This is a genomic window from Finegoldia magna ATCC 53516, assembly GCF_000159695.1.
In the GTDB taxonomy this organism is placed as follows: domain Bacteria; phylum Bacillota; class Clostridia; order Tissierellales; family Peptoniphilaceae; genus Finegoldia; species Finegoldia magna_F.
Genome location: NZ_CM000955.1, coordinates 1,442,189 through 1,455,112, shown reverse-complemented (window position 1 = coordinate 1,455,112; position 12,924 = coordinate 1,442,189). Strand labels below are relative to the sequence as shown.

The following is a 12,924-nucleotide window of genomic DNA, read 5'->3' as shown; positions in this document are numbered from 1 at the left end:
ATCTCCTAAAAATAACTTTGAGGATCTAACGTTATTTTGAGTGTTATTCCCTCCAAGTTAATATTGTATTCATTATTTATCAAAACTTTTTTAATTATTTCTATTATTTTATCTTCTCCATTTGGAAATTTGTAGTACAAATCAAACCTGTACATATTATTAATTCTCTCTATTGGAGAAGGATGAGGACCATTTATCAATGTTGTAGATAATTTGTATTTTCTAATCAAAGCAGCAACGTAATTCGATACCTCATTGATTTTTTTCATAGCAACATTTCTGTTTCTACTAGAAATATTGATGTTTAATATTCTGAAAAAAGGAGGATAATTAAATGATTTTCTTAGCTTGATCTCCTTTTCATAGAACATCTTGTAATCATGAAGTGCTGCTGTTGTAATGGCAAAATTATCAGGCTTATATGTTTGGATTATTACATCTCCATCATATTCTGCTCTTCCGGCTCTTCCGGCTACTTGAGTTATCAATTGAAATGTTTTTTCGTTTGATTTGTAATCTCCTAAGTTCAAACTAATATCTGCAGCCATTACACCGACTAGTGTTACATTTGGAAAATCAAATCCTTTCGACAACATTTGTGTCCCAATTAATATATCTATTTCTTGATTATTCATCATATCATAGATTTTTTTGTAATCTTTTTTTGTGTTTGTAGTGTCCCTATCCATTCGTGCAATTCGTGCATCTGGAAAAAGCTCTCTGGTTTCTTCCTCTAATTTTTGAGTTCCTGCTCCAAACTCTTTTATAAATTTCGAACCACAGTTGGGACATGTCTTTGGCTTTAATGCAGTTCTGCCACACATGTGACAAATCAATCTATTTTTTGTTTTATGATATGTCATTGATACATCACAGCTATCACATTTTAGTACATATCCGCATCTTCTACATGAAATAAAAGAAGTGTGACCTCTCTTGTTTAAAAACAATATAGTTTGTTTTTTGTTGTTTAAATTTTCTTGAATTTTATTGAGAAGAACTTTACTGAACATTTTCATGTTTCCAGTTTCAAGTTCTTTTCTCATGTCTACAATAGTGCATTCAACAGGGTTTGTGTCATTTGCTCTTTTGTTCATTTCTACAAGGTTGTACTCACCTTTTAAAGCTTCGTTGTATTCTTCAACTCCAGGAGTTGCTGATCCTAATAAAAGCTTAGCGCTATTATATTCTGCTCTAAATCTGGAAATTTCGATAGCGTTATATTTAGGATTTTTTTCACTTACATAACTTGTTTCATGCTCTTCATCTATTATTATCAATCCTAAATTTTTAAACGGAGAAAATACAGCACTTCTAGCTCCAACTACTATTTTATATTCTCCATTATACATTTTTCGAAATTGTTCGAATTTTTCGTTAACATTTAGCTTAGAGTGAATTATCGCAACTTTTCCCGGAAACCTACCCTCAAACCTTTCAATAGTCTGCGGAGTCAATGATATTTCTGGAACCAGAACTATGCTATCTTTACCTTCATTTAACATTTTTTCAACCAAATGCAAATACACTTCAGTTTTACCACTACCCGTTACACCATGTAACAAACTAAATTGATTTTCTAAAATCGAATTATAGGCTTTTTCTTGCTGTGAATTTAGTTTTATTTTTTGATAAGTTTTTGTATCATCCACAACAATTCTGTCAACTTCTTTGAAATAAATTTCAACAATTTTCTTTTCTTCCAGCGCTTTTACTGCACTTGAAGTCGTATTAGTTTTCGCTAAAAGCTCACTATAAAGTATGTTGTTTTTAGTTTTGAGCATATCAACTATTTTTTGTTGGGCATTTGCTCTTCTTGAAATAACCGGATTATCTTCTATAAGCTTGACGTATTTCAATAGTTTTGGTGTGATTTGTTGATCGTATATTAAATCCATTTTCAAAAAATCAGATTTTACATACTCCATTAGCTTTTTATGGCTAATGTCTGAAATCTCTTTTATTTCTGAATATTCTTTCTTGGTTTTAAGAATATTGTACAAATCTTCATCCATATTTTCTAGTTTATCATTTGCAGTGAAGTATTCTTTTAATTCTTCAAAGTTACCAGGTGGCAAAATAGTTTGAAAAGCAGAGCTATAGTCGCTTAAATATTTATCAACCATGAAAAAAGCAATGTCGATGGATTCTTGTGTGACAATAGGATTTAAGTCTACTACTGATATTATTTCTTTGTAATCAATATCTTGTTTAGGGTTATCATTAATTCTAACCACTAGCGCTAATTTGTTAATATTTGATTTCCCAAAGGGTACTATAACTCTCATTCCAATTTCTACATCTTCACTTGAATAATATGAGTATAGTCTGTTAGTCATCTTCGATTTGTTTCTAAAAATAACATCAATATACATGTTTACCTACTTTATCAAATCCAATATCTTATCTGCGATATTTAATTTTGTATTCTTATCAATTTCTAATATATTATCTTTGCTAATTATAGTTACTTTATTGTATTCAGAATTAAATCCAATGTCTTTTTTCGATACATCGTTTAACACTATAAAGTCTAGATTTTTTTTATCTAGCTTTTTCTTAGCATTTTCTAATAAATTATTTGTTTCTGCAGCAAATCCTATAAAGATTTGATCATCTTTTTTATTTAATGATTTTAAAATATCTGGGTTTTCTTCTAATTCTAATGAATTGATACCATCTTGTTTTTTAATTTTTAAATATTTTCTATTTTTTACTTTAAAATCACTTACTGCTGCAGCCATAATTAAACAGTCGAATTTGTCTATGCAACTTTCGATTTTTTCTTTCATTTCAATAGCAGACTCCACTTTGATGTTTTCAATACCGTATGGACTTTCTGCTGTTGTTTTCCCAGAAATAATCGTCACATCGGCCCCTCTGATAAAAGCTCTCTTTGCTATTGAATATCCCATTTTCCCACTGGAATCATTCGTTATATATCGTACAGGATCAATTCTTTCAACTGTAGCTCCGGCTGTAATCAAAATTTTCTTGCCTTTTAAATCTTTTTCGCAAAAGTATTTTTCAACTTCTTCAACAATTTCCCAAGGTTCCTTTAATCTTCCGTCTCCTTTTGTGTTACAAGCAAGCATTCCGCTATTTGAATCTATAATTAAGTGCCTCTTTTCTTTCAAATCTTCGATGTTTTTTTGTGTAGCTGGGTTATTCAACATATTCGTATTCATACTTACACAAAACATTATTGGCTTGGTATATGCTAGTGCTGTAGATGATAGCAAATCATCTGCGATACCGTAATTTATTTTAGCCATAGTATTTGCACTAGCAGGTGCAATCAAAAACAAATCTGCCCATTTTGCAAGCTCTATATGTTCAACAACCTTATGTGAATTGTTGTGAAACATTTTGTTCTTAACATCGCATTTTCCAATTGTTTCAAATGTCATTGGACTTACAAATTCACATGCAGAATCTGTCATTATTATTTTAATATTGTAGTCCAGTTTTTTTAATCTACTTACAACATCAACAACCTTGTAAATAGCAATTCCTCCAGTAACTCCCAAAAGAATATTTTTATTCATTTGCTTTATCTTCCCACACCTTTTTTTCCATAACTTCTTCTAAGGCAGTGGTAACTGGTTGTGCTTTTGCTTTTTTTAATTTAGTTTCCTTACCGTCTATTAACATTCTAGCTCTTTTGCTTACCATAACACAAAGTGCATATCTACTATTATTTATTTCTGATAATTTTTTAAATGATGGATTAATCATATTTTTCTCCTTTTACAACTCTAAATTTTTCTGCATCAATTATAGTTTCTATATTTTTCACAGTTTCATCAACATCTTCATTAATTACTGCATAATCATATTCATCAATAAAACTCAATTCTTTTTTAGCATTATTCATTCTTATATTGATTGTTTCTTCGTCTTCTGTGTTTCTTCCTTCAATTCTTCTTCTAAGTTCAATCAAATCTGGTGGAAGAATGAATACAAAAACAGCTTCCGGATAGTTTTCTTTAACTTTCAAAGCTCCTTGAACATCAATTTCGAGAATAACTATCTCCCCTTTGTTTATTTGGTCAAAAACAAATGATTTTGGAGTTCCATAAAAATTGTTATGCACATTAGCATATTCTATGAAATCTCCTTGATCTATTTTTTTCTTAAATTCATCTAAACTCAAAAAGTAATAATTTTCCCCATCCACTTCGTAAGGTCTTTTTTTCCTTGTCGTAGCGGAAACGGAATATACGATATCATCTTTTTGTGAAATTAATTTTTCGCAAACAGTTCCTTTGCCAACTCCCGATGGCCCTGAAACAACTAATAAAAACCCGTCTCTCATATTAATCTTCCTTATTATTTGATTTATCTAATCTCATTTGTAAAGTCTCTGGTTGAAGGCAACTCAACACAACATGACTGGAATCCATTATAATTACACTTCTAGTTTTTCTACCAAAAGTTACATCTATAAGATTGTTATCTTCTTTTGCTTTTTGAACTATTCTTTTAATTGGATTCGTTTCTGGACTTACAATTGCTATAATTCTTTTACTATTAACTAAATTTGAAAATCCTATACCTAAACTTTCCATTTTCCCTCTACTCAATATTTTGTACTTGTTCTCTCAATTTTTCAATCAAACTTTTAACTTCAATAACACAAACTGAAATAGATTCATCATTAGATTTTGAAGAAATTGTATTGATTTCACGATTCATTTCTTGGATAATGAAATCTAATTTTCGACCAATGCTATGTTTTATATCCATAGTTGATTTGAATTGAACTATATGAGAATCAAATCTTTTTAATTCTTCGTTAATATCTGATTTATCTGCCATCAACGCAACTTCCAAGTACATTCTATCCTTGTCTATTTTTTCTTCATCTAATAATTCCGAAATCTTTTTAAACAAATTCTCCCTGTATTCTTTTACGCTATTTTCAGTCAAACTTGCAATTTTTGTTATTTCAGTTTCTATTTTGGAAAGATTTTCAGATAAATCTTTTTCTAAGTTATCTCCTTCTATAGATCTCATAGAATAAATTTTGTTAACAGCTTCATCAAGAACCTTTAGAATATTATCGTGTAAAAATTCATTATCCAAATCTTTGTAAGTAAATGACATTACATCATCATATTTTACTAAATCCCTGACATTTATATCTGATGACATATTTAACTTTTGATTTAATGAATCAAGCTTTTCCTTGATTTTTTGAGCTAATTCATAGTTAATATCCACACTGTCAACTGATAGTTGATATTTTTTAATTTTGATATAAACATCAACTCTCCCACGTTTTAACTTGTTTTTGATTAATGATTTCATGTCTTCCAACATAAAATTCAAATAACTCGGCATTGAAAAATTGAAATCCAAATACCTATTATTAACAGATTTGATTTCAATATCTATGCTGCAATCTTCCAATTCCAAACTAGAAGATCCAAATCCTGTCATAGACTTCATTCTATCGCCTCCTCTGATATTGTTAGTGTATATTAATATTTAAGAATTTACAATAATTTATTACAATTTTTAAACAATTTCTTTGATTTTGTCAATATCATAAGAACTCATATCGACATTAACAGTGTTGAAATTGTTGTAAAACACCATTCCTGGTTTTGCTCCTTTAGCTTTTTTTACGTTTTTCTTTTCAGTATAATCAACTTCAACGAATTTTTCTTTACTCATTGAGGAGAAATAGGCTGCCAAGAAACACGCGACATCATAATCTTCCTGAACAAGATTTTCATTTCTCATAATAACATGAGATCCTGGCATATCTTTTACATGAACAAAAATATCTTCTTTGTTAGCTTGTTTCAAAGTTAGATTATCATTTTGGTAATTATTTTTACCTACAAAAATATCGACGTTATTTTCGGTTACAAAATGTCTTGGCTTTGATGGTTTTACTTTTGCAGTTTTTTTCTTAGATTTTTTTATCAAACCTATTTTTACCATCTCATCCTTAATCTCTGATAGTTCTTGATATTCTGTCACTCTCTCCAAAGTTTCTAGAAGTTGAAGTAAATATTCATTCTCTTGTTTTATAAGAGGAAGCTCTTGTGTAATCATTTTTTCTCTAGTTTTTAATTTACTAAATTTTTTGTAATAATTTTGTGCGTTTTCATTTCCTGATTTTATTGGATTCAATGGAATTTCAATTGGGTTCATTTCATCATAGAAATTTTGTACATTTATTTTATCCACGCCTTTATGAATCAAATGCATATTTGAACTTATCAAATCAGCATAAACTTTGTAAATATCTCTTTTTTTAGCTTCTTGCAAATCTACAGTTAAATTACTCAATTTATTTGAATTTCTTTGAATTTTATTTGAAACTATTTTCTTCAAGTGCGAAGATTTTTGTGTAATTGAATCGTTTGAACTGTGTTTTTTATAATAATAATCCAACATTTCGTGAATATCATCAAAGTTTTTCTTTTGATATCCGTATTTTTCTAATTTAATTACATGAAAATCCTTTAATTTTTCATCCTCATCGATGACTATAGAAAAATCATAATCACAATTTCTGATAGCTTCTCTAACCTCAATAAAAGCTTGATTAAATCTTAATTTTTCATTTTCAGTCAAATCTTCAAGTCTTCTGTTAAAATCCAAATCTGCTCTTAGGCATATTTCTCTTGAAATAGTTGGAGAAAACCCTGTGTAATTTTTATAAAAAACTTGTTGCAGTTTAGTCGTTCCTTCTGCAATATCCGTTGGAAGATCATCCGATCGTAGAATATTAATCTTATCATCTTCTAAATATGAATATTTAGTTTTTGGAAGTATTTGTCTGATGCTTTTTGTATCGAAGCTAATTCTCTTAATTGCATCTACAATCATTTGACTTTCTTTTTCAATCAAAATTATATTTGAATGTTTACCCATAAGTTCTACAACTAATGAGTAGTTCATATCATATCCCATTTCGTCTCTGCTATTGATATCAATACTAACAACTCTATCCATCGATTCTTGATAAATATCAGTTATAACCGCTCCTTGTAAGTATTTTCGCATCAGCATACAGAAATTATACGCTTCAATTGGGTTTTTCTTATTTTCATTTGTAAAATGCATCCTCGGTAAAGATGAGGATGCAGAAATAAGAAGTTTATAATTTTGTTTGTTATTATAGATAATTAAATCCAATTCGTTTTTATCGGGTTGATTAACCTTGCTGATTTTCCCGTTAATTAATTTTGCTTTTATATCATCAACTATCGCTTTTGTTACAATTCCGTCAAAGCTCATTATTACTCCTTATCTTCTCATTGCTCTTTGCATATTTCTCAAATCGTCACGTTTTTTCAAAGTTTCTCTCTTATCGTATAGATTCTTACCTTTTGCAAGAGCTATCTCTACTTTTACAAGTCCATTTTTTTCATAAACTCTTAGAGGTATCAAAGTATAACCTTGTTCTTTTGTTTTTCCGATTAATTTTCTGATTTCAGATTTATGCATTAAAAGTTTTCTTTTTCTTAAACTATCCACGTTAAAAATATTTCCTTCTGTGTACGGACTTATATTCATAGAATAAACAAAAACTTCTGAGTTTTCAATCATACAGTAACTTTCCTTAATGGAAACTTTCCCTTTTTTGATAGATTTTACTTCAGTTCCTTTCAGTTCAATTCCACATTCGTACACATCTTCGATAAAATATTCGTGACGTGCTTTCTTATTGTTTGCTAATAATTTTATATCGCTCATTATATTCCTTTTCTAATTTACAAATTCAAAATCTATTTGACGTTTATCTTTGTCACTATTTATAACTTTAACTCTAACTTTTTGTCCAATATGATACGATTTTTTAGTTCTTTCCCCATAAACTGTATAGTTTTTATCGTCAAATACATAATAATCATCTATCATAGATTGAAATTGTACTAAACCTTCAATCGTGTTGTCAAGTTGTACAAAAATTCCAAATTTTGTGAGTGAACTAATAATTCCCTCAAATTCTTCATCTATGTGTTGCTGCATATATTCTGCAGATTTCATATCAATAGCTTCTCTCTCAGCTTCTTCAGCTCTTCTTTCAGTGGCTGAACATTGTTTTGCAATGTCTTTGATGTATTTCATGAATTCTTTTTCGTTATTAGTATCTGGCTTATGATTTATAAAATTCTTCACAATTCTGTGTATAAATAAATCCGGATATCTTCTGATTGGAGAAGTGAAGTGCGTATAGAACATAGATGCAAGTCCAAAATGAATACTAGGATTTTGGCTGTACTCAGCTTTTTGCATAGATCTTAATAAAAGCGAAGATAATAGAGGTTTTTCAGGTTTGCCATCTAGTTCATTTAAAATTCTTTGATAATCTTTTGAATACAAATTCTTACCTTTCAAATGGTAACCAAAATTAGACAAAATTCTTTTAAAAGTATTCACCTTTTCTTCGTCAGGTTCTTCGTGAACTCTGTATAAAAATGGTCTATCCAAATATCCAAAATGACTTGCCACTGTTTCGTTTGTAATCAGCATGAACTCTTCAATCAATTTATTTCCTATTCTTCTCTCATCTTTTGTAACATCAACTACTTTAGAATTTTCATCTAAAATAATTTTAGTTTCTGGAAAATCAAAGTCAATGCTTCCTCTATTTTTCCTTCTAACACTTAGAATTTCATACAATTCTTTCATTAGTAATAAATTATCCGTGAGTTTTTCATCATCATAAGGATTTTCAATGTCTTCCAAAAAGTCTGACACATTTTTATAGACTAATCTATAATCAGAATTTATAACAGATTCATAGAATTTGTAGTCAAGAGTTTTTCCTGTTGGCGAAATTTCCATTTTAACTGTCAAACAAAGCCTGTCTTCATTAGGATTTAATGAGCAAATCCCATTAGATAATTCTGTAGGTAACATAGGAATTACTCTATCCAACATATACACACTGGTTCCTCTTCTAAAAGCTTCCTTATCCAATGCAGTATTTTTCCTTACGTAATGGCTCACATCAGCTATGTGAACATATAATATGAAATTATCATCTTTTTTTGAAATACTAATAGCATCATCAAAATCTTTTGCATCAGATCCATCAATTGTCACAGTAAACAAATCTCTAAAATCCATTCTAGATTTCTTTTCTGATTCATCCACCTGTTGTTCTATTTCCCTTGCTTGTTCTTTTACTTTTTTTGGAAATTCATACGGTAATTTAAAAGTCTTTGCTATAGAATAAATGTCAATTCCAGGATCGTCCTTGCCTCCCAAGACTTCAACTATAACTCCTTCTGGATTTTTGTGTTTTTTAGATGGATTTTTGATTAATTTAACTACGACTTTATCGTTGTTTTTTGCTCCATTTTTATTACCAGATTGGACAAAAACATCGAATCCGTATTTTTTATCATCTAAAATTACAAAACCATAACCTTTTGCTTCATCAAAAGTTCCCACAAGTTTTTTTGTTTCTCTAGATAGAATTTGTAAAACTTTTCCTTCAGGACTTCTGTTTGGTTTTTTATCTACAGTTATTGTAACTAAGACTTTATCTTTGTGGATTGCCCCATTTAAATCTTTTTTAGCTATAAATATATCGTCAATGCTTTCATCATCGGGAATAAAATAGCAAAAATCACTTCCAGATCCTTGAATTGTACCTGGATATGCTTTTTGCTCTGTAATTGGAATTATATTAGAATTTTTATCGAGTAAAATTTTCTTATCTTTTTGTAGTTCATTAATAATCTTATGAAAAATTTTCTTATCTTTTTTTTCAATATTTAATCTTGAAGATAATTCATCAAAAGTTAAAGGAATATAATCATTAGAATTTACGATATTAAGTACCTTTTGCTTTATTTTCATTAAATACCTCCTGGTTGTTTCCTATCTATATTATACCCTAAATGATAAAAAACTACCTAATTATTGTATTTAATGCTTATTTCAAAATTTTCCCTTTATCAATAAAAATTAATCTATCAGCTAAAATTTCTGCTTCGTGTCTATTATGAGTAACCATCATAATTGGAACATCCAATGATTTTTTGATTTCTATCAGTTCTTCATAAAATTTATTTTTAAATTTTTCATCAATTGAACTGAAAGGCTCATCCATTAGAAGTAAACGCGGCTTATTCGCTAACGCTCTAACTATTGAAACTTTCTGTTTTTCTCCACCTGATAAAGTATTAGGAAAATTCTCCAAAAGATATTCAATTCCCAGTTTTTCTATAAGAGAATTTGCATAATCTTTATCGGGGTTCATAAAGAAAATATTGTCCTCAACACTCATATTTGGAAATAGTGCGTAATCTTGAAAAACATATCCAATATTTCTTTCCTGTGGTTTCAAATTTATTTTATCTGAAAACAAAATGTTATCATCAAGAACAATATCTCCTTTATCTGGAGTCAACAAACCTGCAATTGAGTTTAAAATAGATGTTTTTCCGCTTCCGGACTCACCCATTATGCACAAAATTTCATTTTCTACTGTAAAATCCACGTTAAGTACAAAATGATTTAATTTTTTTTCAATATTACACTTCAGCATTTCTATTCCTTCTCTTTTCTATCCATCTATTCAAGAAATATATCAATGAAAATGAAAATACTACAACAACAATCATTAAGGTATTAGCCATTGTTTTGTCGCCACGTTCAACCGCGTAGTACATCGCTAATGGAATTGTTTGAGTTTTACTTGGGATATTTCCTGCAACCATCATGGTTGCCCCAAATTCTCCTAAACTTCTAGCAAAAGCAAGTACCAAACCACTAATAATTCCTGTATAAGCTAAAGGAATTGCTATTCTGAAAAATATTTTCCATTCACTAGCCCCCATAGTTCTTGCTGCATTCAAAATTTTCTTGTCTATACTTTGAAATGCAGATTTGCAGTTTTGATACATAAGCGGAAACGATACTATTATAGACGCTATTACACACGCTTTCCATGTAAAAATAATACTCCATCCAAAATTATCATAAAAGAATTTTCCTATTAAACCGTTATTTCCTATTATAAGTAAAAGTATGTACCCTAATATTGATGGTGGTAAAACAAGAGGCAATGTAATTATTGCCTCTAGTATACTACCATTTTTCTTGTTAAATTTTACCATCATCCACGCAATAAATATTGATAGAATGGACGTAATAATAGTTGAAATTATGGATACCTTCAATGAAATAATAATAGGCATCATAATATCATTATTCATGGCTAGATTCAAAACCTGCTTCCTTGAAATATTTTGCTGATAATTCGTTTTGCAAGAATTCATATAATTTATTTTGCATTTCGGTATTCTTAGAGTAAGTTGTTTTAGTTATCGGATAAATAATAGGTTTGTGAGAACTTTCATCAACATTAAAAGCAACTTCAACCTTATCATCAGTTACCGCGTCAGAAGAATAAACGAAACCAACTTCCGCTTCCTTGCTGTCAACAAATCTCAAAGTATCTTTAACATTTTTACCATATACAAATTTTTCTTGAAGCTTGTCCAATAAATTATAATGAGTTAAGCTTTGTTTTGTATATTGTCCAACTGGAACAGTTTCCAATTCAGCTACAGCAATTTTACCTTTGATGTTTTCCAAATCTTCTATTTTAGAAATTGTAACATCAGTTTCTTTGTTTTTTACAATAACTAGCTTATTCTTCAATAAACTTTTTGAATCTTTTACAAGTTCTTTTTCTTCAAGAGCTTTAACTTGTTTTTGTCCTGCTGAAACGAATACATCACAAGGAGCTTTTTGTTCGATTTGTTTTTGTAATTTTCCTGAACTTGCTAAGTTAACATCAACTTTTACATTATTTTCTTTTTCAAATTCAGGAATAATTTTCGCTAATGATTCTTCTAATGAAGCCGCTGCAAATAAGCTTATGTTTTCATTATGTGTCTTTTCTTCTGTTTTCTTTTCTTCTTTTTGTTCAGTATTTTGTTTTTCATTTTTTGCACAACTAGCCAAAATTAAACACCCCACTAACATTAATAATAAGTACTTTTTCTTCATTTCATTATCCTCCTTAGCACATAACGCTATTTATTAAAAAAGCCTATCAAAAGGCTTTTTTCTTAATTAAAAATTAACTGATGCAATGTATTTGCAATTGTCTTTATCGTTTAATTCTTCTTTAACAGTCCAATTAGCATCAATATTATTATAATTAGCTAATTCTGTATAATAGTACATTACGATTCCTGCATCTATTAAGTTTTCTATTCCTTTGTAATCCTTGATATACAAATCAAAATCGTCATCATTTAATACAAATCTCCATGGTTGTTCGTTTTTAGTTGAAGGAGCAAATCTCAAATAACTAAATAACTCATCCAAACCATAATTTTGTAATTTATCTATATTGATTGGAGTAGAAAGTGATTTGTCACAAACAAATTCTTCAACACCAATTCTTGAGCTAAATTTCTTCTTACCAAATCCAAATTCATTTGGAGCATATCCCATAGCAAGTAAGAAATCTACATTAGAATTATCTCCAAAAGCTGATTTTTTGGATTCTTCTGAAGCATTAGATATAGTCACCCAGCAGCTTCCTATATTTAATGCATCTAATTTAGTGATTAAATTTTCAAAATAAAATGCACCAAATATCATTGATAATTCGTTATTCTTGTCAGCTTCCATTGCGATATAATGGTTAGCTTTAATCATAGTTCCTTCGTATCCACCTTCTCCATCAAGAGCATTGTAAACCACAGAACCATCTTTGTATAATTTAAAATTAACGTCGTATTTCTTTGCTAAATTGTTTATTTCAAAAATAATAGATTCAACTTTTTTTAAATCTGAATCACTAAGATTTTTTGATTTAAAATCTCTTACTGATTTTCTATTTTCTAAAAATTCATTCATTGACATTTTTCTTACCCCTTATAATAAATCTTATAATTAAATAATACTACAAATTGCGAATAATCA

General features: G+C 29.1%; 13 protein-coding genes. All 13 read right to left on the bottom strand.

Annotated features, from left to right (window positions below):
- Positions 1 to 5: 5 nt before the first annotated feature.
- On the bottom strand, positions 6 to 2,375 hold the full coding sequence (gene priA, locus HMPREF0391_RS07015; RefSeq protein ID WP_002836283.1) for a primosomal protein N': 2,370 nt from the start codon (positions 2,373 to 2,375) through the stop codon (positions 6 to 8).
- 6 nt (positions 2,376 to 2,381) lie between these two features.
- Entirely contained in the window at positions 2,382 to 3,548 is a 1,167-nt protein-coding gene (coaBC, locus tag HMPREF0391_RS07010) for a bifunctional phosphopantothenoylcysteine decarboxylase/phosphopantothenate--cysteine ligase CoaBC (protein ID WP_002836282.1), read from the bottom strand.
- Positions 3,541 to 3,738, bottom strand: a complete 198-nt coding sequence (locus tag HMPREF0391_RS07005) for a DNA-directed RNA polymerase subunit omega (protein WP_002836280.1) — start codon at positions 3,736 to 3,738, stop codon at positions 3,541 to 3,543. The genes coaBC and HMPREF0391_RS07005 overlap by 8 nt, the downstream gene beginning before the upstream one ends.
- A complete protein-coding gene (gene gmk, locus HMPREF0391_RS07000) occupies positions 3,731 to 4,318 on the bottom strand; it encodes a guanylate kinase (RefSeq protein WP_002836277.1) in 588 nt (195 codons plus the stop codon). Before gmk ends, HMPREF0391_RS07005 begins: the two co-directional genes overlap by 8 nt.
- A gap of 1 nt (position 4,319) precedes the next feature.
- On the bottom strand, positions 4,320 to 4,571 hold the full coding sequence (locus HMPREF0391_RS06995) for a DUF370 domain-containing protein (RefSeq protein ID WP_002836275.1): 252 nt from the start codon (positions 4,569 to 4,571) through the stop codon (positions 4,320 to 4,322).
- Positions 4,572 to 4,578: 7 nt separating this feature from the next.
- Positions 4,579 to 5,454: a YicC/YloC family endoribonuclease gene (locus HMPREF0391_RS06990; protein WP_002836274.1), complete on the bottom strand. Its 876-nt coding sequence runs from the start codon at positions 5,452 to 5,454 to the stop codon at positions 4,579 to 4,581.
- Positions 5,455 to 5,523: 69 nt separating this feature from the next.
- Positions 5,524 to 7,260: an Rqc2 family fibronectin-binding protein gene (locus tag HMPREF0391_RS06985; protein ID WP_002836273.1), complete on the bottom strand. Its 1,737-nt coding sequence runs from the start codon at positions 7,258 to 7,260 to the stop codon at positions 5,524 to 5,526.
- 9 nt (positions 7,261 to 7,269) lie between these two features.
- Positions 7,270 to 7,719 (bottom strand): SsrA-binding protein SmpB, encoded by a 450-nt coding sequence (gene smpB / locus HMPREF0391_RS06980; protein ID WP_002836271.1) that lies wholly within the window; start codon positions 7,717 to 7,719, stop codon positions 7,270 to 7,272.
- Between the two features lie 12 nt (positions 7,720 to 7,731).
- The gene (rnr, locus tag HMPREF0391_RS06975) at positions 7,732 to 9,837 is read right to left on the bottom strand and encodes a ribonuclease R (protein ID WP_002836270.1); all 2,106 of its coding nucleotides are present in this window, start codon (positions 9,835 to 9,837) and stop codon (positions 7,732 to 7,734) included.
- A 76-nt stretch (positions 9,838 to 9,913) separates the two neighbouring features.
- The gene (locus HMPREF0391_RS06970) at positions 9,914 to 10,528 is read right to left on the bottom strand and encodes an ATP-binding cassette domain-containing protein (protein ID WP_002836269.1); all 615 of its coding nucleotides are present in this window, start codon (positions 10,526 to 10,528) and stop codon (positions 9,914 to 9,916) included.
- Positions 10,515 to 11,198 (bottom strand): molybdate ABC transporter permease subunit, encoded by a 684-nt coding sequence (gene modB, locus HMPREF0391_RS06965; protein ID WP_196218487.1) that lies wholly within the window; start codon positions 11,196 to 11,198, stop codon positions 10,515 to 10,517. The genes HMPREF0391_RS06970 and modB overlap by 14 nt, the downstream gene beginning before the upstream one ends.
- On the bottom strand, positions 11,191 to 11,997 hold the full coding sequence (gene modA, locus HMPREF0391_RS06960) for a molybdate ABC transporter substrate-binding protein (protein ID WP_002836267.1): 807 nt from the start codon (positions 11,995 to 11,997) through the stop codon (positions 11,191 to 11,193). The genes modB and modA overlap by 8 nt, the downstream gene beginning before the upstream one ends.
- Before the next feature lie 66 nt (positions 11,998 to 12,063).
- Positions 12,064 to 12,858 carry a nitroreductase family protein gene (locus HMPREF0391_RS06955; protein ID WP_230454522.1) on the bottom strand — a complete coding sequence of 265 codons (795 nt, stop codon included), beginning with the start codon at positions 12,856 to 12,858 and terminating at the stop codon, positions 12,064 to 12,066.
- Between the last annotated feature and the right edge of the window lie 66 nt (positions 12,859 to 12,924).